A 22,205-nucleotide genomic window follows, 5' to 3' on the forward strand; every position below is an offset into this window, starting at 1 on the left:
AATGAAAAAATTAATCCCTATTTCCGGTCTTTTAATGTTATCAAGTTGTTCTTTTGCGGCACAGGAAAGACCCTCTCTAGAATATAACTTTCCAGTATGTGGACAAAGTATATTAAATGAAAAAAATATAACTAAAGTCTGTGCAACTCGTGATTTTATCGCCTTAGAACCAAGAAAGCGAAAGAGAAATTGGTTGGCATTTATGGCTGCCGAAGGGAGTGGTAAATACTATGGACCAATAGACCGAGTGGGGGGAATTTTAGAGTTCAAAAACCAAGAGCTTGACATGCAAGGGCATGTTTGGGATTTCTCTAAACAGAGGGGTTCAGGATTAACCTTAAGAGGACATGATAGTATTATTAGAAATGGGATTATTTTAAATACCTCTGCAACTTTAGGGGGAGGTTATATTCCACCAAATTTTTCAACAGGTGAGCAAAAAAACAATGATGTAACAAAATATGGATTTTTATATGCAAAAGAATATAGTTCTGTGGCATATCAAGGATCTATTGAAAATTTTTATTTTAAAGATATGAAAATTATATCGTATAATTTTAACCTTCGGTCATATGGAGGGGGAGTATTTAGTTCACAATTTATTGTAAAAAATAGAATGAATGTTTATGGTTCAAAAGCCACAATTCTAAATAATAAAATTATATCAGATGCTGGACTAGGAACGGATACTTCACTATTTCCTTTAATAAAGCTTAACAAATCTAATTTTATAGCTCACTCACAACAAGTATTTCCCGATGCAAATGATGATAGCACTAGTATTCCGAGTGCTCTTTACGTCAAATTCTCCCCTGGCACAGTTATTGATGGAAATACTTTTACTCTTACCCAAAAAAATGATCAAGCCTACGCCATTGTACTAGACCACTCCCCTCGTGTCCGAATCACAAATAACACTTTCAATGGTTTTAAAGTTCCAATTCTGATGGATCAATGGAGTTCTATTGTCGATGAAAAAGGCAAGGAAATTAAGCCAGAACAATTTACGGGTTATGGAAATATTATCAATCCTAACAAATTCACAGGTTATGTGACTATGAATCGTAAAGGTGAGATTGTTAAAGAATAATTCGCTTAGTTCAACATCACAAGAAACTGCAAAATGGAAAAATATTTAATCGCCATTAGTTGTTTAAGCATTTCTGCTTATTCTATAGCAAAAGAAAGACCAGAATTGGAATATCAATTTCCCAATTGCGGTATTAGTCTACTGAACGAGAAAACAATCAACAAAGTTTGTGCAACAAGAGATTTTATAGCTACGGAACCTAGGAAAAGAAAACGTGACTGGTTGGCCTTTCTAGCTGCTGAAGGGAGTAGCGGCTATAAAGGTCCAAGAGACCCTATAGGAGGTATTCTACACTTTGAGAATAAAGAACTGGACATGCAAAATCATGTCTGGGATTTTTCTAAACAAGAGAATCCAAATTTGGTTTTAGAGGGTCATGACAGTGTTATTAAAAAAGGGGTCATTTTGAATGCCTATTTATCTTTAGGGTCAAATGAATATTTGTCACCAAATTTTTCAGATGAAATAAAAACAGCCAATCAGTCCAATTTATATGCAAAATAATAGGTTCAAATAATAGAATTGAAAATTTCACTATTAGCAACTTAAGAACGCAAAGTCGAGGAGTAACATTAAACTCTTGGGGAGGAGGCGTAAATAGTTCAGTTCTTATATTAAAAAATAACATCAATATTCAAGGCTCAAAGACGAATATAAAAAACAATGTATTTATTTCAGAAGCTAAGATTGCTCAGGCTAGATCCATATTTTCTCTAAATAAAATTAACAAAACTATTTCACTTGATAGCTCTCAACAAATCTTCCCAGATAGAAGTTATGACCGTACAGCTATCCCCAACGTTCTTTACGTCAAATTCTCCCCTGGCACAGTTATTGATGGAAATACTTTTACTCTTACCCAAAAAAATGATCAAGCCTATGCCATTGTACTAGACCACTCCCCTCATGTTCGAATCACAAATAACACTTTCAATGGTTTTAAAGTTCCAATTCTGATGGATCAATGGAGTTCTATTGTCGATGAAAAAGGCAAGGAAATTAAGCCAGAACAATTTACTGGTTATGGAAATATTATCAATCCTAACGAATTCGCAGGTCATGTGACCATGAATCGTAAAGGTGAGATTGTAGGAAAATAATACTATTGAGTATAAATATTATTGCATTCAGCAATGATATCATCACCATTGCTAACTCTTTACTTACTCAGTTCGATGAGCATAGATTATAAAAAAGCCTCTTAATGAGGCTTTTTCTTGGGTTTAAAATAATAAAATTTCTAATAAAACCACTAAAATCTATTTAAATATAATCAACCTTCTGTGCTTTTAAAATATCGAGCTGCAACATCTTTTTCTTTTTATATTTATAGGCAATAAACAAACCAATAAACCATACTGGTGAAAACTCTAAAGCAATCAGCGTATCATGATCTAAAGCTAAAATAACGATAGTAAAAACTAAAAATAACATGGTCACCCATGACATAAATAAACCACCGGGCATTTTATATTTTGACTGAATATGCAACTCAGGACTTTTCTTACGATAATAAATATATGAAAGCACAATTAGCATAAATGTAAAAATACATAAAATTGAAGTGAGTGCTGAAATAATTGTAAATGCCGTCATAACGTTTGGAACAATAAATAAAATTGATGTTCCAAGCGTCACACAAGCCATTGAAAATACGAGTCCTCTAATTGGAACTTTTCTTTTAGACAGCTTACTAAAGCTTTTAGGTGCGTCATTATCTAAAGCTAAACCGTATAACATACGACTGGTCGCAAAGATTCCACTGTTTGCCGAAGATAAAGCAGAAGTCGCAACAACAAAGTTGATTAAACCTGCCGCAATTGGTAACCCAACCAATGTAAACATTTCTACAAACGGGCTTTTATCTGGCGATACTTTAGCCCAAGAAGTGACTGCAATAATACAAACCAATGCGCCTACATAGAATAATAAAATACGTAAAGGAATAGAGTTAATTGCTTTTGGAAGTGAGGTATGCGGGTCTTTGGTTTCAGCAGCAGTTGTACCGACAAGCTCAATACCCACAAATGCAAATATGGCGATTTGGAAACCAGCCAAGAAACCTGTCACGCCATACGGAAACATAGATTGTGTTTCAAACAAATGGCTCACTGAAGCTTTAACACCATTTGGAGAAGTAAATCCCGTACTAATTAAATAAATACCAGCCAGAATAAACAAAATAATTGCTGAAATTTTGATGAGTGAGAACCAAAATTCCAGTTCACCAAATAGCCGAACGGCTACAAAATTGAGTATGGTCAAGACAGCCAATGAAGTAAATGCAGGAATCCAGACAGGTAAATCGGGATACCAAAACTGCATGTACCCTCCGATCACAATCACGTCTGCAATAGCAGTAATAATCCAGTTACACCAATAGGACCAGCCCAGAAAAAAACCTGCCCACGGACCTAAATAAGCCGTTGCAAAATCGGCGAATGTTTTAAAATTAGTATTCGCCAGCAGCAACTCACCCATTGCTCGCATTACGAAGAAAAAGAAAAAACCAATAATTAAATAGGTTAATACAATTGAAGTACCTGAAATACTTAATGTTTTACCGGAACCCATAAATAATCCAGTACCAATTGCACCGCCAATCGCAATCATCTGAATATGACGATTGGTTAATGAGCGTTGCAATTTCTCTTCTTCTTGTTCAGTCATATGTTGACTACCAAGAAGATCTCCTTCCAGGAATTGCTTTCCGTTATTCTTACTCATGTAATATTTACTCCAATTTATAGCAACCGTCGTAAATGCTTTAATAATATATAAATTATATGATTATTAATTTAGTCCATTAAATCATGTTAAAAATATTATTAAATCACTTAAAACCTTATAAATTCCTTTTTAAAAGCTATTACCTATAACAATAAAAATTAATCATCAATCCTTTCCTTCATTATTATATTAGCCTACCCTCTATCAATATAATTTCAGCAGACAATTAAAATATATGAATGAATTAAATATTTTAATTGTCTATCTCTTATAGAATAGAAGCAGGCTAATTAATTCCAGCTCAGCGAGCAAGATTGTGTTTATCCATGTACCAATCTTGCGTTAGCGATAATATAGTATTCCTTCTTAAATTTGGTGAAATGTATAGTATTTCTGCTTAATTAACAGCCATTCGAAAATGTTCAGTCGCTTTGAGTTTATTGACCGCTTCTGGACTCGAAACATGTTTAGCTTGAACACTTAGCACCCGAACTAAAGAGCCATTTTCAACATTCAATTGTTTTACTTGTTCGTGTGTTAACTGCAATATGTTTTGGTGCGGTTTGCTATACACAAGAATCGAGCGATAATTTTCATAATCATCATTGGCCACAATGTAAGCTTCATCCCCTACCGCAATATTTTCAGGTTGTTCAATTTGGACCGCTACAGACTGACTTTCTTTAATCGCCCGTAAATTTTCGATATCTGCTTGCAACGTCGCACCACCATCAAAAATATCGACATAACCTTTATAGCGCAGTCCCTCTTCAACTAAGAGGTTGTAAGCTGGTCGGGTATTCGGATGCACAATGCCAATCGCAGCTTTAGCGTCATCAGGTAACATGTCAACATAGAGTGGATGTCTTGGCATCAGCTCGGCAATAAAGGCCTTTTGCCCGACTCCACTCAAATAATCGGCCTTGGTAAATTCAATATTAAAAAACTTATGGCCTACCGCATTCCAAAATGGTGATTGTCCATTTGCATCAGAATAACCACGCATTTCGGCAACAATGGTTTCTTCAAAGTATTGACGAAATGCAGACAGAAATAAGAAACGAACTTTAGATAAGAACTTGCCATTTTTATTTAAGCGGTAGTCTGGATCTAAAAATAAAGTGCAAAGCTCACTACAGTTAGTATGGTCATTACTCAAATACAAAGTCGGTAAAGCGTTATAAACACTTAAGGGTTCAGACGCATGAACCTGAGTGCCCACATGGAAGTTGTACCAAGGCTCTTTTAAACCAAGTGCGACTTCAATACCGCAAACACCCACGACTTTATTCAGTTCAGTATCTTCTAAAACAAATAAATAGACCTGATCTGCCTTTGGTAATTCGCCTGCGACTGTTTTACAAGCCCGCTCAATACGAGCAGCAAGTTTTTCCATATTTGGCTGCAAAGATGTCAAACCAAAACCCGCTTTTTGAGCCAAAAGGTAAAGATCATTAACATCCTTAGGTTCAATGTAGCGAATAATCATCATGCTGCTTGTTCATCCTTTTGAATTGCCACAAAGCGAGCAAGCGCACGTTCAAAGCGTTTTAAGCCTTCATCAATATCAGCAAATGGAATAATCAAAGACGGTGTAAAACGTATAACGTTTGGACCAGCTATAAGACTCAGTAAACCTTCTTCACCAGCAAGATTATTAATATCTTTTGCTTTACCAGCAAGTTTGTCTTTTAAAGCACAGCCAATCAATAAACCTTCACCGCGAATCGTTTCAAAGATTTCATATTTTTCATTTAATTGATTTAAAGCTTTTTTATAATAATCATGACGCTCTTTAACGCCATTAAGCACTTCAAGTGTATTAATAAATTCGAATACTGCACCTGCAACTGCACTTGCTAATGGGTTACCGCCATAAGTCGTACCGTGTGTACCGACTGAAAAATGCGGAGCAAATTTATCAGTTGTTAGCATTGCACCAACTGGAAAACCACCGCCTAGTGCTTTTGCAGTCGTTAACACATCTGGAATAACACCAGAGTTCATGTAGGCATACAGTGCACCTGTACGACCAACACCAGTTTGCACTTCATCAAAAATAAGTAAGGCACCAAACTCATCACACAGTGCACGTAAACCTTTTAAAAATTCGATATCAGCAGGAATAACGCCGCCTTCACCTTGGATCGGTTCAACAATGACTGCACATGTTTGCTCATTAATTACCGCTTTTGCAGCTTCTAAATCATTAAAAGCAACGTGGTTAATACCATTTGGAAGTGGCGCAAAGTCTTGTGAATATTTAGGTTGACCACCTGCTGAAACGGTAAATAAAGTACGACCATGGAAAGCATTATTAAATGCCACAATGCCGCTTTTTCCAGCAACGCCACTGTCTAGACCAACTTTACGAGCTAGTTTGAGTGCTGCTTCATTGGCTTCTGCACCTGAGTTACAGAAGAAAACCTTGTCTGCAAATGTATTTTCAGTGAGTTGTTTTGCAAGGCGTAGAACGGGTTCATTTGTATAACCATTGCCTACATGCCAAAGTTTTGTCGCTTGTTCTGTTAAAGCATTCACTGCCACTGGATGCGCATGACCTAATGCGTTTACTGCAATCCCGCCTGCAAAATCAATATATTCTTTATTTTCTTGATCCCAAATACGTGAACCTTCGCCACGTACCGGAATGAAATTTGCTGGTGCAAAAACTGGAACCATCCACTCGTTAAAGTCACTACGTGAAACTGCAAAATTATTCATTTTATCTAGTCCATTAAATTAAAATTATGAGGGTTAGCTGATGACCCTATTATTCAAAATCAAATTGATTCACAAAATTTGTAATTCAGTCAAAAATGAATTATTTTTTACCAATCTGATAATTGACAATTACAACATGGATAACATTGATCAAATTATTTTAGGTTTACTTAAAGATAACGCACGGATGTCTGTTACCGAGTTAGCCGAAAAAGTTCACGTTTCAAGAGCAACGGTTAAAAAGAAAATCGAGTATTTGGAGTCCTCGGGCATCATTACCGGATATACGGTACGGTTTAAACCCAATGCTGAACGGAATGTCATCCGTGCATGGATGAGCATTATGGTCGAAGGAACCAAAGCACAATCTGTAATTAAAGAATTACGCCTAGAAAGTGCCGTGGAATGTTTGCATAAAACTAACGGCAAATGGGACATTTTGGTTGAGCTACGCTCTGACACCTTAGAGAACTTCGACAAAGTTTTAGAAAGAATTAGAAATATTTCAGGTATTTATAACAGTGAAACCAGCATCTTGCTTGCGAGTCATAAAACCTGATAAAGCACTTTAATTTCAAATCATAAGAACGAAAAATTGATGAGCTAAACATAAGATTTGGCTTGTCAAGCTGCTCTCGATTAGAAAAATTCCTCTATTGTCTTTCATCAAATCTACTGAACGAGTACGACAATCAATCTGTTCTAAAAATCTTCAATAAATTTTTAATTTTTTTAAACAATCAAATCAAAAACTTAAAATCTAATTTTATTTAAATTCCAACTTTTTTCACTCATTCCCCTCATCAAAGCATTTGACAGAAAATTTAAAACATAATACATATAGTATTATATGTTATATGTTAAAAACCTAAGGACAAGGTATAAAAAATGGCTAAAACTCAACTAAAACACTTTATTAACGGCGAATATGTTGCTAGCAAAGGAAATGATTACTTCGACTTAGTGAGCCCAGTGACTGGTGAAGTTTATGCACATTCACCAAATGCAACCGAGGCAGAAGTTGATGCTGCTTACGCTGCTGCAAAAGAAGCATTTAAAATTTGGGGACGCAGTACACCTTCGACTCGTCAAAAAGCATTATTGAATTTGGCAGATGCTATTGAAGCAAATGCGGAGCGTTTAATTGAGGCGCAGAGTCGTAATACGGGTCAGTTAAAACACTTAATTGCATCTGAAGAAGTAGGTGCATCAGCAGATCAGGTTCGTTTCTTTGCAGGTGCTGCCCGCCTGCTTAATGGCACAGCTTCAGGTGAATATTTAGAAGGTTTAACCTCTTCTATCCGCCGCGAACCAGTCGGTGTGGTTGGTCAAGTTACACCTTGGAACTATCCACTTATGATGGCTGTTTGGAAAATTGCTCCTGCTTTGGCTGCGGGTAACACGGTGGTACTTAAACCAAGTGACACAACACCAGAAAGTACCCTTTTACTTGCAGAAATTGCTGCACCATTTTTCCCTAAGGGCGCATTTAACGTGGTGTTAGGCCAAGCTCAGGTGGGTTCAAAAGTTGTATCACATAAAACTCCAGCACTCGTTTCTATTACAGGTTCTGTTCGTGCTGGATTACAGGTTGCAGCTTCTGCCGCAGCAAATTTAGCAAAAGCTCATCTTGAGCTTGGTGGTAAAGCACCTGTCGTAGTTTTTGAAGATGCCGACATCGATAAAGCAGTTGAAATGATTGCTTTAACGGGTTACTTCAATGCAGGACAAGACTGTACTGCTGCAACGCGTGTGATTGTTGCTGAAGCAGTTCACGATGAATTTTTAGGTAAATTAATTGAAGCCGCAAAAAATACACGCTTTGGTGAACCAGATGATCAAGACGCACTTTATGGTCCACTCAACAATGCTAATCAATTAAAGAATGTTAAAACCTTTATTGACAACTTACCTGCTCACGCCAAAGTTGAAATAGGCGGAAAACAAGCAGACCGTCCAGGCTTCTATTTTGAACCGACCGTCATTAGTGGTTTAAAACAACACGATGAAGCCATTCAAAATGAAATTTTTGGACCAGTCATCACTGTTCAAAAATTTACAGATGAAAATGATGCCATTGAAAAAGCCAACGATATTGAATATGGCCTAGCTTCAAGTGTTTGGACTAAAGATCATGCCCGCGCGACTCGTCTGTCACGTGAACTCGATTTCGGTACAGTTTGGATCAACACCCATATTCCTTTAACCGCAGAAATGCCACACGGCGGTTTCAAAAAATCAGGTTATGGTAAAGATTTATCTGGCTACGGTTTTGAAGAATATACCCGCGTTAAACATGTAATGAGTTCAAACGAATAATAAAAATGGACTTTGAAAGGAGATCAAAATGAATAAACAAGAAATGAAAGACTTGGTGAGCAAAGCCCATCACGAGTTATTTAATTTACATGACACTACTGCTCTAGACCGTTATTTTTCTGAAGACTTTATAGAGCACTCTCCGCTGGTTGCAAATGGTATTTCAGGATTGCGTCAACTGGTAGAAGACTGCCCCGACATGCAACATGAAGCTGTGCGTGTATTGGCAGATGGCGACTTGGTTGCGATTCATGGGCGCTTTCAAGGATTAGATGAAAACACGTTAGTTGGTTTTGATATTTACCGAGTGAAAGATAGCAAAATTGTGGAACATTGGGATGGACTGGTCACTGAGGCAGCGCCGAATGTGAGTGGTAGAACGCAATTAGATGGACCAACCGAAATCGTGACTCACCATGACCCAGAGAAAAATCGTGAGATTGTGACCTCCTTCTTTAAAAAGTCCTTAATCGATGGAAATTACGAAGCATTTAAAGAATACACCCACAATGATCAGTTTATTCAACATAGCCCAGATATTGGGGATGGCGTTAAGGCAGTAATTGATTTTTTGAACAATATCCGTAATGAAGGACAAGGTTTGGTATACTCCAAAACTCATCGCTCCATTGCTGATGGTCAATTTGTATTGACACATTCCGAAGGAAATATTGCTGGAAATCGACATGCTTATTTTGAATTGTGGCGTGTAGATAATGGCAAAATTGTTGAACTTTGGGATGCAATACCAGCCGTGCCTGAAGATGAACAGGCAGTCCATCAATATGGCGTGTTTTAATCATTTATCCGTTTCATTAAGCTAAGTCACTGACTTAGCTTTTAGAGAATTCGCCATGTCAGCATATACGATAATTTTTGCACCTATCGCTCAGGCAACTCGCTCGGAACAAGTTGTAGAACGCTTAGAAAATGCAATTATCTCTGGATTGCTCAAAAGCAATGAACAACTTCCTAACGAGGCGGATTTAGCTCGCTTAATGGGAGTGTCACCGATTACCGTTCGTGAAGCGTTAAATACTTTACGGGTAAAAGGTCTGATTGATACACGACGCGGGCGAAACGGCGGAAGTTTTGTTTGTGAGTTACCTTCCGATTTACTCTTAAACAAACATCCTTTGCGTCAAGCTTCAAATGAATATCTGGCTGATCTAGGCGAGTTTCATAGTGCAATTTTAAGCCATGGTGCATATTTAGCAGCACAAAGAACTACTGAATATGAACTGAACAAAATCAAAGAGCTTATTGAACAATTTGAACAGGCCGTTGAAGCAGACACACGTGCCCAACTTGATTTACGTTGTTTGCTGACACTTACCTCTTTTGCTCAATCAGCTCGACTGGCAAATCAAGAGTTAACCATACAAGCCGAATGGGCACCGCTCATTGCTGTGCTTTACCAAGATGATCAATTTCATCAATTGGTCGTTGCGCAATACCACCAACTTTTATCATCTTTTGTTCAAGCCAATGAAGATGATGCTGTTATTCAAGCACGAAAAATAATTTCGATGCTAACGGATCAAATGCTTCGATATAAGTTATCTATCGAATAAAAATAATAAAACAGAGCACTTATCAAATATCGAGTGAGAAATATGGAATTTTAGGAGTTATAGGAATGACCCAACATTTAGATATAGAAGAGCTTCAAAATTTGTTAAAGACGGTGGTTGAAGAAACGACAGCCATTACAGAAAAGCTGGCAACTAAAGCGAGCAAAATTCTGTCAAAACATGAACCTGAAAAAACAAAAGACGTTAAGCTTTCAGGTTCAGAACGTTCAGCTTTGCAAAAAGAAATAAAAAAGGCATTACAGGAAAGCCATTACAGTCAAGGTATCGGCTTTGCAAGTTATAGTCCTGCAACACAAGAAGAACAAGATTATTGGACACTCGAATGGTGGTATAAAAAAGAAGATCAGTTACAACAAGCGAAACTTGAAAACTATCAAAATGCTCAGCGCTTTTTAGATTTTCGCTCTTTTGAATGGTTCCATAAACCTGCTCAAAATAAAAGTCCGTGCATCCATGGACCATATGTCGACTATATCTGCAATGGTGCATATACCATTACCCTTGCCCATCCGGTCATGATTCGTGATCAATTTATCGGTGTAATTGCCACCGACATTTTAGTTTCAGCACTTGAAAAACTACTCATGCCGAAGCTGAAAAACATCAAACAAAAAGCAATCGTCATCAACGATTCTTCTCGAGTCATTACTTCAAATGACGTCACTATCAGAACAGGCACATTATTTAGAGGACAAAGTCCTCAGCAGGTTCTGTCACGACCGTGTCAATCTTTTCAACTGGTCGTGATCTAGAGCGAAGTCGAAAAATATAAATATTTGACTTTGCTTTAGGGCATCACCAAGGCGAAATAGCTCCTAGCTTTTGTACAAACTTTCTTCAAACAGACTTGTTTATTCAGGTCTAGGGGAAGTTTTGGCTCAAAAATAGCATCGCTTTTCCGGATGAAAAGCAAAACAACGAAATTTGAGGTTGAAATGACATGGAAAATAAAACGTCTTCCTTAAAAAAACTGTCTCTTTGGCAAGTCACGATTATTGGTATTGCCTACATGACTCCCATGACGGTGTTTGATACTTTCGGTATTGTCTCTGGCATTACCAATGGACATGTACCACTCGCATATTTACTCGCACTTGGTGCCATGTTACTTACCGCTTGGAGCTATGCGAGATTTAGTAAAAATTCAGAAAAATCAGGCTCGGCATATAGCTATACCGCTGAAAGTTTAGGGCCTAAAAGCGGTTTCTTTGTCGGCTGGTGTTCTCTACTCGACTATTTGTTATTACCCCTCATTAATGTTTTGTTAGCTGCAATTTATCTCACAGCCCTTATTCCAAGTTTGCCTTATTGGTTTTGGGTGTTTGTGTCGGCGGGCCTAGTCACTTTAGTGAATTGTTTCCGCATTCGGTTACTGGCTAACTTAAGCCTCGTGTTTGTATTTGCACCCATCATACTTATGGTCATTTTTGTTTATTTAGTGATTCAGGGTATTGGCTCTACTCAAAGTTATGAGCATGTGCTTACTTTGGCCCCACTCTGGCATGAGCAGCAATCTATACTACCGCTCGTTGCGGGTGCCTCAGTTTTGTGCTTTTCATTTTTGGGCTTTGATGCGGTTACCACGCTTTCAAATGAAACCAAACAACCCACTAAAAATATTCCCCGAGCAGTCATGTTAACAACACTGGTTGGTGGGTTCATTTTCTTTACAGCCGCTTGGTTTATTCAGCTTTATTTTCCAAATAATCTACGCTTTCAGCACCCTACTGAAGCACTTCCTGAAATTGTACTTTACGTGGGTGGTGCTTTTTTCCAATCCGTATTCTTATGCGGGCAAATTATGAACACTGTCGCCTCTGGTCTTGCCTCACATGCCAGTGCTTCGCGTTTACTGTATATAATGGGCACCGATAATATTTTCCCTAAAAAGTATTTTGGGACAATTCACATCTCCTTAGGTACACCATTTTTTTCGGTTTTATTTGTTGGTCTTATTTCAATGTCTGCGGTTTTTCTAGATTTAGCACAAGTCGTAAGCTTGATCAGCTTTGGTGCGCTAGTCGCTTTTACAGCCGTAAATTTCTCAGTTTTTATGAAATTTTATATTAAAGATAAACAGCGCTCTGGGTTTAAAAATAAATTTCTAAACCTCTTTTTACCGCTTTTATCCGTCATCAGCATTATTTGCCTGTGGCTTAACCTTGATTCATCTTCACTCACTTTCGGATGTTTCTGGTTATCGTTAGGCATTCTTTTATTTATCTATAAAACGATTAAAAAACAAAGTATTGCTATTAGTAATGCTTATTAATTTTTAAGGAACTTCGTCATGAATATTATTTCTAAACCTCAACTTTTAAAAGACGTGCAATATAAACCCAGTAAATCTCTACAAGTGGGCAAAGAGTGGAGCTGGTTAAATCCAAAACATGCAAAATTTGACACAACAAATGTAGAAAGTGCAGCGGTAGATAATCCAGCGAACTACTATGAAAGCTCGCTTTCTGATTGGCATACATTTGACAGTTTACAAGCTGATATTGAATGCGATGTGGTGGTTATTGGCGGTGGTTTATTAGGTTCATCAAGTGCATTACATTTAGCTGAACAAGGCGTAGATACCGTTTTATTAGAAAAAAATAGAATTGGTAGTGCAGCTTCTGGTAGAAATGGCGGACAACTCACCCCCGGTTTAGCTCGCTGGGAAGCTCAAGAAATGGCCGATCGATTAGGTTATGAAGATGCAAAAAAACTGTGGCATTTTACCTCTACAGAAGCCATGCAACTGATTGATGACATCTCAGAAAAATACCAGCTCAACTTTGACCGAAAATACGGTCATATTACTGCCGCTGTTCATGAAGGACATTTAGTTGGTTTAACACAAGGTGCCGATGCACGAAAATATTTAGGTGAAGACCATACGCGCATTGTAGGTAAACACGAACTCATGGACTTTATTAAGTCTGACTACTATACGGGTGGTTTAATTGATGAGTTAGGTGGACAAATCCATCCTTTAGCTTTGAACCGTGGTTTAATTTATGGCTTTTGCCAGAATGGCGGTTCTGTTTATGAGCAAACAGAAGTCATTTCAATAGAAGAAAAAGCAGATGGTATTTATGTGCAAACAGCAAATGCTGTCGTGAAAGCTAAAAAATCTGTGGTGTTAGCGGTACACCATGCTTCATTTAAACTTTTATCAGAGCAAAACAATACCACTATTCCTTTTTACACCTATGTTGCGACGACTGCCCCACTAGAGCTTGATACAAAAGAGCTTCTGCCATTTGGGCATCCAGTTTATGACACTCAGTTCCAGATTGATTACTACCGTCCTGTGTTTAATAACCGCTTATTGTTTGGTGGCCAAGGCACAGGAACGTGTTGGGGACCAGAGAAAACTTTAAATTATCTAGAACATCGAATTCATACGGTTTTCCCTCAAATTAAAAATCTAGAAATGGATTTTGTCTGGAGTGGAACAACTGATTTAACCGTAAATGGTGCAGTCGATAGCCGTAAGTTTGGTAATAAATTCCCAATCTATGCTGTTCACGGCTGGAGTGGTCACGGCGTTGCACAGACGGTACGTATTGGTAAAGCCATTGCAAATGACTTTGTTGGGCAATCTAATGACTTCGAGATGTTATCTAAAATTGACCATCAAAATATTATGTTTGGTCGTACCCTTGCCCCTGTTGTTATTCCACTTGCCAAAAGTATGTATGGCATCGGCGCAATGATTAATCCGGGCAAGATGGTGTCTTTTTAATTTATAAAAATATCATTTTTCTAAAAAAGGATCCGTATAGCTTTATATGGATCCTTTTTATTTAACTGAGCAAAATCCTTCTCAAATTAGGTTATCACTAGCCAATCTATTACAATAGCATCAGCTTTTTTATTCAGCGCATATATTTTGAGCAACTCATCTTCCCAATTAAAACGCGGACTTAAAAATCGCCACATCCAGCTAATCGCTATGGGTGGTGCTGTCGGGACAGGTTTATTTTTAGGCTCTGCACAAGTCATCCAGTCTGCTGGTCCTTCTATTATTTTAGGTTATGCTATTGTCGGTTTGGTCGCATTTTTAATTATGCGCCAAATGGGTGAAATGATCGTAGAAGAACCTGTGGTCGGTTCCTTTAGTTACTTTGCACAAAAATATTGGGGAAGATTCCCTGGTTTTTTATCGGGCTGGAACTATTGGGTAGTTTACATTCTGGTCGCAATGACCGAACTGACAGCCGTTGCTAAATATGTGCATTACTGGTGGCCTCATATTCCTGCTTGGATATCAGCCTTATTTTTCTTTGTTTTGGTCACGTGTTTGAACTTAGGCAACGTTAAATTTTATGGTGAATCTGAGTTTTGGTTAGCCATTATTAAAGTCGCGGCGGTCATTGCAATGATCGTGTTTGGCTTATATTTATTGCTCACCGCAGGTAATGACTCTATCGCGAGTTTCTCAAACTTATGGCAGCATGGCGGATTTTTCCCGCATGGATTCTCGGGCCTGTTTTATATGCTCGCTTTCTTAATGTTTGCTTTTGGCGGTATTGAACTGATTGGGATGACTGCTGCTGAAGCCGAAAATCCAGAAAAAAGCATTCCACAAGCCATTAACCAAGTCATCTTTCGAATCTTAGTTTTCTATGTAGCTTCGCTTGCTATCATCATGTCGCTCATTCCTTGGAATCAGCTTGACCTTGGTGGTTTAGATAAAAGTCCATTTGTCATGATTTTCAGCCAACTTGGTATTGGTTGGGCAGCGCATTTGCTTAACTTTATTATTTTAACGGCTGCACTGTCGGTCTATAACAGCGGTATGTACGCAAACAGTCGTATGTTATATGGGCTTGCAGTACAGGGCCATGCTCCAAAAGTTTTTGCACAAGTGAGCAAACAAGGTGTTCCTAAAGCTGCTGTTATCTTCTCTTCTATTCTGATTTTTGGTTGTGTATTGCTTAACTATTTCGTACCAGAAGAAGCGCTAAGCTATCTCATGTACATGGCCGTAGCCGCTTTGGTTTTAAACTGGGCAATTATTAGCTTTACCCATTTAAAGTTTAAACGTGCAATGGAACTTGAAGGTAAAGCTGTCAAATTTCCTGCGCTATTTTCGCCTTTGAGTAACTATATTGTTTTAATTTTCATTGGCATGATTTTATATATTATGTGGACTCAAGGATTTGAAAAATCGGTGATTTTACTTCCGATCTGGATCACTTTCATGTTTGGGCTATATAAATTTTTAAGTTGGAAAAAAGCACTCTAATTTTCAAAAAAGGCTTATTCAAACAGGATAAGCCTTTTATCCGTGAATAGCTCGTCTCCCTAAGTAACTTCAGAAAATCTACTCAAAAAACCATTCACATTCTATTCATCATTATTAAATTGTTCTCTGCTAGACACATGGATATGTAACCCTAAGTCATTCTAAAGTTTGGTTTTTAATGGGATAATTATTAAAGTACAAGTGTTTACATGATCTATAAATATTTGTGTCAATGTTCAGCTAAAATCGAAACAGACCAGTTATCGTTACGATCACTCAATAGGAAAAAGACACTTCATCGAAAGATAGGTTCTTTACCCACTTTACTGATTTACGCCGTCAACTGTGTCACTCAATGATGAAAGACAGGAAATTTTATGGAAAAAGCTCTGCAATGTCCTAAGTGTGGTTCTACAGAAGTTGAAGCACGTGACCATGACAAATTACTTAGAACAACTGGCGGTGTTTTACTCACAGCTGCGGGAACAACAGCGGGTACAGTAGGCGGTGCTGCAACAGGTGCTTCAATAGGAGCAGCGATTGGTACTGTGGCTGGACCATTAGGTGTGATTGTTGGTGGTACGGTAGGAACATTTGTCGGTGCAATTAGTGCAGGAATCACTGGCGGTGTGGTTGGTAATATTTTTGGTAAAAAAGCGGGTGTGATGATCGATAAAAATATTTTTCAGGATTATCGCTGTCTAAAGTGTAAATACCGCTTTAAGCAAAAGAAGTAAAAAGAATTAAGTAGGAGAACTAGTTGCTCTAGCTCTCCTGCCTAACCAAAAATTTAATAAACCATCTGGAATAATAATTTTTTATATAGCACTCCATATAATTAATATATGAAGCAGCCTATTTTTAATAAAGTAACACTTTAGCTAAGACTTTAATTTACTTAGCTACTACTCCATCTTTTTGATACTTTGGTGAACGTGGACCATAACAATCCCATACCCGGATTATAAGTCATCGGGGTAAAATTGAGTATTACCATACTCGCTAATGGATAAGCCCGATCATTAAAGCCGCCAGCAATCTGTTCAAACTAAAGCACCGACGACCATTCCGATTAAACCCGCATTGCCATCATTACTTAACCAATTTGTACCGAAAACATACTTATCGATTTCCCTTGTAGACCATCCACTAAAATATGAATTGGATCCTCTTCCTCCATTAATGCTGCAATATATAAAAATGGTAAATAATGTTCAGCTGTTGGCACACTCATATCTGCACCTGGCAAGCGCATATAATCAGCAAGCCTATCTATATTACGTTCAAGTAGATATTCTTTCACACTTTCATTAAATTGTGTCGCCCACTTATAATATGGGGCATCACTCTGCCAATTCATTTTATAGAGGTTATGAACAACATTACCACTACCTAAAATTAATATGCCTTGTTTTCGTAATTCACTTAGTTTGCGAGCTAACTTCACATGTTCGGGACCAGAAAGTCTTGAATCAATACTTAATTGCACCACTGGTATATCTGCCTTTGGATAGACATGGGCTAATACAGACCAAGTACCATGATCAAGCCCCCAACCTTGATCCAATATGACCTGCTCAGGGGACAATAGGTCTGTAATTTGCTGAGCTAACTCAGCATCCCCTCGAGCAGGATATTCAAAATCAAATAGAGCTTGGGGAAAACCACCAAAATCATGGATCGTCTTTGGATGCTGCATTGCTGTTACCCCAATCCCTTTGGTGTACCAATGTGCTGAAATTGCTAAAATTGCCTTAGGCTTTGGTAGATTTAAACCCAGTTCTTGCCACACCAAACTATATTTATTCGTCTCAATAGCATTCATTGGCGTGCCATGTCCAAGAAAAACAACTGGCATTTTATAAGGTACTGAATTTTTTGTTATAAATAAATCCATAAAATCATTTAACTCTATTTCAAAGTCTAAATCATCTATATGAGTGAAATTTGAATAGTGATAACTTCAATGGATCAGAAAATATAAAAAGTTATCACTAATAACAGATTACGCTTCAACAAGAAGTTGAATATTCACAAAGACTTATTGTCCTAAACCAATTTGCTGCATGAATGATTGGTTATCCCAAAATAAATACTCTTCATCCATAGTGCCATTCTTCCAATGGCCTACTGTTACCATTTTCAATTTAAATGCTTTACCCGTAGGTGGAATTGTTTTGCCATTAGCAATTGGCATTGGTTGACTAAATGTACCTTCCATTTCACCAATAACACTGGTCCACTCTCCAGAAGCAATGCGTACAGGATGTGTTTTGATTTTGGTATTAGGTGCAAACACGAACATTTTTTTCAATTCAACAATATGATCTGGAATTCCAACTGTTGTACTTCCATCTGGATAATGCACACGAATGTTAGCTGCATGGCTTTCTTTAAAACGATCCCATTTTTGATTGCTATAAACATCAAAATCTAAGGTATCAAATTTAACCAGATGTTCCTTACCGATACGTTCTGCTTCTCTATATTGAGCCAGCTCTTTTGTATCATTTTTTGACAATGCAGAAGCTGCTTGGCTGGCAGCAGAACCTAATGTTATGACTAGGCCTAAAGCGATATGCGTAAATACATTTAATCTTTTCATCATATATTTTCCTAGCAGCAATTTGAGTGACTTTGTAGCTAAACAATTTTTACACTCTTTTAATTATCAGTTCATCATTTGCAAGCATCACCAAGCCTATTAAAGAATGGATAGCCTTTTAGATTATGCTTGAGATGATTTAAGCCGTAAATTACATACAAATTTGTAACTACTACTAAGAATCAAATTTAGAAAATAAATATTTTATTAAAATTAATGAACTCCAATAAAAATAAATTCAAGATTTAGTTTCCTAACTGTCTTGATGAGATATTTTCATCGTCATTTGAGGAGCTTGCCATCGTCTAGCTAACTCATCCAGAGTATCTAACACAACACATAACTCTCGTCCTTGTTCTGTAAAAGAATAGATGACTTCTTGCCGAGGATTGTTTGTAGGAACGCGTTGTAAAACACCTGCAACCGTTAAATAGCCAAGTTGCTCATTTAAAACTTTCGTAGAAATCCCAGAAATACTTCGATGCAGGCTATTAAAATTTAATGCACCTTGTAATCTCAAAGTGTACAAAATATGTATAGACCATTTACCCCTAAGCATATTCGTAATAATTTCCGCAAAGCAAACAGGTTCAGGAGTTTTCAAAACCATCTTGTTATTCCTTTTTATCTAAAAACAATCATATGATACAAAAATAATTGATTTAAACGCTTTTAGACATTGTTACTCAAACGTGACTAAAGACTTGATAGTTATAGGAAGGCTACCCAACAACTGTAGCCAATGATATTTCTAAAAAAAGCTTATACAGACTATCACTATTTTATTAAATAGACTTACTTAAATCGTATTCTGATCGCGTACAATAAGTGCTTCTTTTGATGCAGCTATTGGTACTATTGCTAGCTTTAGGTAGGATTTTTGGTATTTTTCCTTACCTATGTTTTCCTCTAATTTATCCTAAAGTAATGAAAAAATAATCTAATAATTTTTCTCTTTCATCTGGCTTGTTTGGATCTAAAAGCTGAATAATTGCACCCTCAATCATATATAAAAATAGTTTGGCATCATGAAAGGTAGCATCAGGTTTTAGTTTTATAAGCTGGCTATAGATTTCATTTATTAACCATGTCCGATATTTAATTGCGACTTGGTAAGCGTTTGGATAGGTCAGTTTCGTTTCAAAAATTGCTTTAAATAATAGGTAATACAGCCCTTCTACATCGGTATGTAAGAAATAAAGTTTTTTGAGTTTATCAATCGCACCCGCATCGTGACTGTACTCAGAAATTGAAATTACTTTTTCTTTTAAACGTTCTTTTTGCACAATTAGACAGATTTCAATGAAGCGTTCTTTTGAGTGAAAGTAGTTATAAAACGTCATTTTTGCCACTCCAGCTTCTCGCATAATTTTGTCGATGCCCACCATGGGAAATCCATCGTGATGAAACAGATCAATTGCTTTATTTACAACTTTTAAGGCACGTGTTGAGAGAATTAAATTTTGCATAGTTTTTCCGTTTTAAATTCTTGTTGTTTCTAAATGAGATAAAAAAGCCTGTGTCCTTTCTGGGAGAAAAAAAGGCACAGCAAAGCCGTAAAGACTGTGCTTGGCACATCTCAAGTTTTATTGTGGATGCAAGTTTTTTGAGCCGTAATGACTTAAAGTCTGAAAAACTTATAGGCCTTCAAACTGTTTAAAGATGATTTAAGTTGTGTCGTTATAGCTTTTGGCAAAGGCTGCCAAGAAATAATGAATGTGCAAAGCCAACTCCTTTTTATTGGGAGTTCTGCCAAAACATTAAAATTATGGTGGCAGAACGAAAGAGGGTTGACGAACTGGTCACACGAGGCCAGCACACCCGAAGGTGTCCCCCTTCCGTCCTACCGCTACGAGAGGGAGACGAAGAGCTGCACAAAACTATTCCTCAGAAGGAATAATTCTGATACTCGTGTGAGAACGGTTCGTCAAAACCGACTGGCAATGTGGCCAGCAGGCAAAGAATAGTACCCAACCCTCTTACAGTCAAGCACGCAAAATGACATTTGCTTTAAATTAGATCATTAAAAAGTAAGGATAAATAATTAACAAGTTATTGTTAAATTAGGGTTTATAAAGAGGGTGTAAATCTTAATAGCATGTTTATGATGAGATGTTTAGGATTTAGGTCACAGCAAGTCATGCTTTTTAATTCTTAAATAATCGATTTGACTCTGACCAAATGCTAAAGATTTATTCATATCAAAAAAGGAGTGATTTTACCCACTCCTTTCTTTTTTACCGCCAATAAATTACCAACCCCAACATGTTCCTGTAGCGGGTTTACCACATGCCTTGTAATTTACGGCATACCAGATACTGCCACCTGTACGCGGCGTTTTATCTTTCTTAATTTCATCACGGGTCAAATCTGTAAGATTTGAAATTGAAGTCGCAGTAACAGAACCTTTAGCTGCATTTTTCACAAGCTGTAATGCGCCTAAATCTACGGCAGTTGAGGTGCCATAAATAATATCAGTCGGTTTGGTGCTTCCCATCAGTAAGGAATAATCAGCAACCGCTGCCTGATAGCCTGTTGCACTGCCCGACACAGTTAAGTCAGTTTTTATTTCTGTAGATGCCAACACATCTGCAACACCATACACACTCGCATCGGTATGATAAAAACTTAAAGGATGTACCAAGTTCTTGTCGATTTGCTTATTAAACCAATCTTCCCATAAAAATTCAGTATAGTCCGTTGCGTTGGCAACTTTGCTATAACCAATATCACGCGTGAAATAGACCAATGAACGATATGGATTATTTTGCATACCATCAGGATTTGTTGTGGATTTGAGGCCTAAGTTTTTAGGTAATTGTTGATATGAAATCGGTTGATTTTTCCCATCTCTTAACCATGCTCGGCCATTCGCAAGCATTTTCGTCCAAAAATCATCCGCTGTTTTACTATCACTATAGTTCCCAACAACTTTTACCCATACTTTAAGTTGCCCGCCACCATCTGGCAGTTCACGGAATTCCGTCATCGTATGATGACCATCCGTTAAGTAAAGTCGCCCATCATAGCCAACAACAACTGTTTTCAAATCAGCCGCTTCAGTGCCCGGCTGTTCTTGACAGTTAAATGTCTCTAATTGTTTTAAATTCGCTTTTTGCAGGTCTTGCAGACTTGTAAAATCATCACGACCTTTTGCCCCAATCGCTTCACAATAATCACTAAACTTCTTGCCAATGGTTTTATTTAAATAGACTAATTGATTGACTGGATCTGCTTGCCAAGTTGGGCGCTGTACATCACCTTGCCAACGTCCTAATTTATAATAAATTTGATCATAACCAATTGCACCCTGCGTTGGGATTAAATCACCAATCGTAACTTGAATTACGTCATTAGTTTTTACCGTTAGAAAACGCTGGTCACGAGTATCTGTAGGTGTTGGCGAAACTGCTGTAGATTGTTGATCTTTGCTATCATTACAGGCAGTTAAACCCATCGTGCTCGCAATAAGAAATGCCAAACTTAGAATTTTATAAGATTTTTTCTGCATGACTGGAATCGACCCCGATAAATTGATTTATTTTTAACCAATAGGATTTCATCCAGATGACTAATCGATGTCATTTTGATGAATATAGTTATAGATCAATCCATTAGAGTAACGAAAAAATCATCAATAATATTATAGTCCATATCAAGAATGTTCTTGTAATATGCTATTTTTAAATTATGCACCGATAAAATATCTATCTTACAAACATAGACCAATACTTCATATAGATCAGTTTCTAGGATAATACTATCTAATTTAAAAACTAGAGAGTTAACATCTTCAAATATATCTAAATCATGAGCATTATTTTCATTAAAAAGCTTTCTTAACTTTTCTAATAAAATTCTTTCTATTAAAATATTATTCATTTCATATTTTCTGATAAA

General features: G+C 37.2%; 22 protein-coding genes and 1 pseudogene. 13 read left to right on the plus strand and 10 right to left on the minus strand.

The window, feature by feature from the left end; all coding sequences use genetic code 11:
• Position 1 precedes the first annotated feature (1 nt).
• From WA249_RS08905 to WA249_RS08915, 3 genes are all read left to right on the plus strand, one after another.
• A complete protein-coding gene (locus WA249_RS08905; RefSeq protein ID WP_336167996.1) occupies positions 2-1,090 on the plus strand; it encodes a hypothetical protein in 1,089 nt (362 codons plus the stop codon).
• Positions 1,091-1,123: 33 nt separating this feature from the next.
• The gene (locus WA249_RS08910) at positions 1,124-1,594 is read left to right on the plus strand and encodes a hypothetical protein (protein ID WP_336167998.1); all 471 of its coding nucleotides are present in this window, start codon (positions 1,124-1,126) and stop codon (positions 1,592-1,594) included.
• Between the two features lie 452 nt (positions 1,595-2,046).
• Positions 2,047-2,190 (plus strand): hypothetical protein, encoded by a 144-nt coding sequence (locus WA249_RS08915; RefSeq protein ID WP_336168000.1) that lies wholly within the window; start codon positions 2,047-2,049, stop codon positions 2,188-2,190.
• Positions 2,191-2,353: 163 nt separating this feature from the next.
• Here WA249_RS08915 and WA249_RS08920 read toward each other — a convergent pair whose 3' ends face one another.
• From WA249_RS08920 to WA249_RS08930, 3 genes are all read right to left on the minus strand, one after another.
• On the minus strand, positions 2,354-3,817 hold the full coding sequence (locus WA249_RS08920) for an amino acid permease (protein ID WP_336168002.1): 1,464 nt from the start codon (positions 3,815-3,817) through the stop codon (positions 2,354-2,356).
• Between the two features lie 400 nt (positions 3,818-4,217).
• The gene (astA, locus tag WA249_RS08925; RefSeq protein ID WP_336168004.1) at positions 4,218-5,312 is read right to left on the minus strand and encodes an arginine N-succinyltransferase; all 1,095 of its coding nucleotides are present in this window, start codon (positions 5,310-5,312) and stop codon (positions 4,218-4,220) included.
• Entirely contained in the window at positions 5,309-6,544 is a 1,236-nt protein-coding gene (locus WA249_RS08930) for an aspartate aminotransferase family protein (protein WP_336168005.1), read from the minus strand. Before WA249_RS08930 ends, astA begins: the two co-directional genes overlap by 4 nt.
• Before the next feature lie 136 nt (positions 6,545-6,680).
• On the opposite strand from WA249_RS08930, the gene WA249_RS08935 reads away from it, so the two are divergent.
• The 9 genes from WA249_RS08935 (at position 6,681) to WA249_RS08975 (ending at position 16,437) form a co-directional block, all read left to right on the plus strand.
• Positions 6,681-7,103 (plus strand): Lrp/AsnC family transcriptional regulator, encoded by a 423-nt coding sequence (locus tag WA249_RS08935; protein ID WP_035366510.1) that lies wholly within the window; start codon positions 6,681-6,683, stop codon positions 7,101-7,103.
• A gap of 329 nt (positions 7,104-7,432) precedes the next feature.
• The gene (locus WA249_RS08940) at positions 7,433-8,863 is read left to right on the plus strand and encodes a gamma-aminobutyraldehyde dehydrogenase (RefSeq protein WP_336168009.1); all 1,431 of its coding nucleotides are present in this window, start codon (positions 7,433-7,435) and stop codon (positions 8,861-8,863) included.
• A 28-nt stretch (positions 8,864-8,891) separates the two neighbouring features.
• Positions 8,892-9,662 carry a nuclear transport factor 2 family protein gene (locus WA249_RS08945; RefSeq protein WP_336168011.1) on the plus strand — a complete coding sequence of 257 codons (771 nt, stop codon included), beginning with the start codon at positions 8,892-8,894 and terminating at the stop codon, positions 9,660-9,662.
• A gap of 55 nt (positions 9,663-9,717) precedes the next feature.
• Positions 9,718-10,437 (plus strand): FadR/GntR family transcriptional regulator, encoded by a 720-nt coding sequence (locus WA249_RS08950; protein ID WP_005303556.1) that lies wholly within the window; start codon positions 9,718-9,720, stop codon positions 10,435-10,437.
• A gap of 65 nt (positions 10,438-10,502) precedes the next feature.
• Positions 10,503-11,210, plus strand: coding sequence for a cache domain-containing protein (locus tag WA249_RS08955; RefSeq protein ID WP_336168014.1), 708 nt, complete (start codon positions 10,503-10,505; stop codon positions 11,208-11,210).
• Positions 11,211-11,398: 188 nt separating this feature from the next.
• Positions 11,399-12,730: an APC family permease gene (locus WA249_RS08960; protein WP_336168017.1), complete on the plus strand. Its 1,332-nt coding sequence runs from the start codon at positions 11,399-11,401 to the stop codon at positions 12,728-12,730.
• An 18-nt stretch (positions 12,731-12,748) separates the two neighbouring features.
• Positions 12,749-14,194 carry an NAD(P)/FAD-dependent oxidoreductase gene (locus WA249_RS08965; RefSeq protein ID WP_336168019.1) on the plus strand — a complete coding sequence of 482 codons (1,446 nt, stop codon included), beginning with the start codon at positions 12,749-12,751 and terminating at the stop codon, positions 14,192-14,194.
• A 147-nt stretch (positions 14,195-14,341) separates the two neighbouring features.
• Positions 14,342-15,700, plus strand: a complete 1,359-nt coding sequence (locus WA249_RS08970) for an amino acid permease (RefSeq protein WP_336168021.1) — start codon at positions 14,342-14,344, stop codon at positions 15,698-15,700.
• Positions 15,701-16,077: 377 nt separating this feature from the next.
• A complete protein-coding gene (locus tag WA249_RS08975; RefSeq protein ID WP_336168023.1) occupies positions 16,078-16,437 on the plus strand; it encodes a hypothetical protein in 360 nt (119 codons plus the stop codon).
• 157 nt (positions 16,438-16,594) lie between these two features.
• On the opposite strand, the pseudogene WA249_RS08980 reads toward WA249_RS08975, so the two are convergent.
• The 5 genes and pseudogenes from WA249_RS08980 to WA249_RS09000 all read right to left on the minus strand — a co-directional run.
• Positions 16,595-16,797 (minus strand): annotated as a pseudogene (locus WA249_RS08980) (hypothetical protein); the annotation flags it as partial.
• Positions 16,797-17,558 (minus strand): 4,5-DOPA dioxygenase extradiol, encoded by a 762-nt coding sequence (ygiD, locus tag WA249_RS08985; RefSeq protein WP_336168025.1) that lies wholly within the window; start codon positions 17,556-17,558, stop codon positions 16,797-16,799. The gene ygiD and the pseudogene WA249_RS08980, both read right to left, overlap by 1 nt.
• A 183-nt stretch (positions 17,559-17,741) precedes the next feature.
• On the minus strand, positions 17,742-18,308 hold the full coding sequence (locus WA249_RS08990) for an ester cyclase (protein WP_336168027.1): 567 nt from the start codon (positions 18,306-18,308) through the stop codon (positions 17,742-17,744).
• A 250-nt stretch (positions 18,309-18,558) separates the two neighbouring features.
• Positions 18,559-18,915 (minus strand): winged helix-turn-helix transcriptional regulator, encoded by a 357-nt coding sequence (locus tag WA249_RS08995; RefSeq protein ID WP_336168028.1) that lies wholly within the window; start codon positions 18,913-18,915, stop codon positions 18,559-18,561.
• A gap of 304 nt (positions 18,916-19,219) precedes the next feature.
• Positions 19,220-19,774, minus strand: coding sequence for a TetR/AcrR family transcriptional regulator (locus WA249_RS09000; protein WP_336168030.1), 555 nt, complete (start codon positions 19,772-19,774; stop codon positions 19,220-19,222).
• A gap of 50 nt (positions 19,775-19,824) precedes the next feature.
• On the opposite strand from WA249_RS09000, the gene WA249_RS09005 reads away from it, so the two are divergent.
• Entirely contained in the window at positions 19,825-19,965 is a 141-nt protein-coding gene (locus tag WA249_RS09005) for a hypothetical protein (protein WP_336168032.1), read from the plus strand.
• Between the two features lie 591 nt (positions 19,966-20,556).
• Here WA249_RS09005 and WA249_RS09010 read toward each other — a convergent pair.
• Both WA249_RS09010 and WA249_RS09015 read right to left on the minus strand, forming a co-directional pair.
• Positions 20,557-21,816, minus strand: coding sequence for a ParB/Srx family N-terminal domain-containing protein (locus WA249_RS09010; RefSeq protein ID WP_336168033.1), 1,260 nt, complete (start codon positions 21,814-21,816; stop codon positions 20,557-20,559).
• Positions 21,817-21,911: 95 nt separating this feature from the next.
• The gene (locus WA249_RS09015) at positions 21,912-22,187 is read right to left on the minus strand and encodes a hypothetical protein (protein WP_336168035.1); all 276 of its coding nucleotides are present in this window, start codon (positions 22,185-22,187) and stop codon (positions 21,912-21,914) included.
• Positions 22,188-22,205: the final 18 nt, after the last annotated feature.

Source organism: Acinetobacter sp. 161(2023) (assembly GCF_037027805.1).
Classification (GTDB): domain Bacteria; phylum Pseudomonadota; class Gammaproteobacteria; order Pseudomonadales; family Moraxellaceae; genus Acinetobacter.

Excerpts from the sequence above, each read along its gene's own strand:
- WA249_RS08905 (WP_336167996.1), top strand. The coding sequence starts at position 2 with ATGAAAAAATTAATCCCTATTTCCGGTCTTTTAATGTTATCAAGTTGT.
- WA249_RS08910 (WP_336167998.1), top strand. The coding sequence starts at position 1,124 with ATGGAAAAATATTTAATCGCCATTAGTTGTTTAAGCATTTCTGCTTAT.
- WA249_RS08915 (WP_336168000.1), top strand. The coding sequence starts at position 2,047 with ATGGATCAATGGAGTTCTATTGTCGATGAAAAAGGCAAGGAAATTAAG.
- WA249_RS08920 (WP_336168002.1), bottom strand. The coding sequence starts at position 3,817 with ATGAGTAAGAATAACGGAAAGCAATTCCTGGAAGGAGATCTTCTTGGT.
- astA (WP_336168004.1), bottom strand. The coding sequence starts at position 5,312 with ATGATGATTATTCGCTACATTGAACCTAAGGATGTTAATGATCTTTAC.
- WA249_RS08930 (WP_336168005.1), bottom strand. The coding sequence starts at position 6,544 with ATGAATAATTTTGCAGTTTCACGTAGTGACTTTAACGAGTGGATGGTT.
- WA249_RS08935 (WP_035366510.1), top strand. The coding sequence starts at position 6,681 with ATGGATAACATTGATCAAATTATTTTAGGTTTACTTAAAGATAACGCA.
- WA249_RS08940 (WP_336168009.1), top strand. The coding sequence starts at position 7,433 with ATGGCTAAAACTCAACTAAAACACTTTATTAACGGCGAATATGTTGCT.
- WA249_RS08945 (WP_336168011.1), top strand. The coding sequence starts at position 8,892 with ATGAATAAACAAGAAATGAAAGACTTGGTGAGCAAAGCCCATCACGAG.
- WA249_RS08950 (WP_005303556.1), top strand. The coding sequence starts at position 9,718 with ATGTCAGCATATACGATAATTTTTGCACCTATCGCTCAGGCAACTCGC.
- WA249_RS08955 (WP_336168014.1), top strand. The coding sequence starts at position 10,503 with ATGACCCAACATTTAGATATAGAAGAGCTTCAAAATTTGTTAAAGACG.
- WA249_RS08960 (WP_336168017.1), top strand. The coding sequence starts at position 11,399 with ATGGAAAATAAAACGTCTTCCTTAAAAAAACTGTCTCTTTGGCAAGTC.
- WA249_RS08965 (WP_336168019.1), top strand. The coding sequence starts at position 12,749 with ATGAATATTATTTCTAAACCTCAACTTTTAAAAGACGTGCAATATAAA.
- WA249_RS08975 (WP_336168023.1), top strand. The coding sequence starts at position 16,078 with ATGGAAAAAGCTCTGCAATGTCCTAAGTGTGGTTCTACAGAAGTTGAA.
- ygiD (WP_336168025.1), bottom strand. The coding sequence starts at position 17,558 with ATGCCAGTTGTTTTTCTTGGACATGGCACGCCAATGAATGCTATTGAG.
- WA249_RS08990 (WP_336168027.1), bottom strand. The coding sequence starts at position 18,308 with ATGATGAAAAGATTAAATGTATTTACGCATATCGCTTTAGGCCTAGTC.
- WA249_RS08995 (WP_336168028.1), bottom strand. The coding sequence starts at position 18,915 with ATGGTTTTGAAAACTCCTGAACCTGTTTGCTTTGCGGAAATTATTACG.
- WA249_RS09000 (WP_336168030.1), bottom strand. The coding sequence starts at position 19,774 with ATGCAAAATTTAATTCTCTCAACACGTGCCTTAAAAGTTGTAAATAAA.
- WA249_RS09010 (WP_336168033.1), bottom strand. The coding sequence starts at position 21,816 with ATGCAGAAAAAATCTTATAAAATTCTAAGTTTGGCATTTCTTATTGCG.
- WA249_RS09015 (WP_336168035.1), bottom strand. The coding sequence starts at position 22,187 with ATGAATAATATTTTAATAGAAAGAATTTTATTAGAAAAGTTAAGAAAG.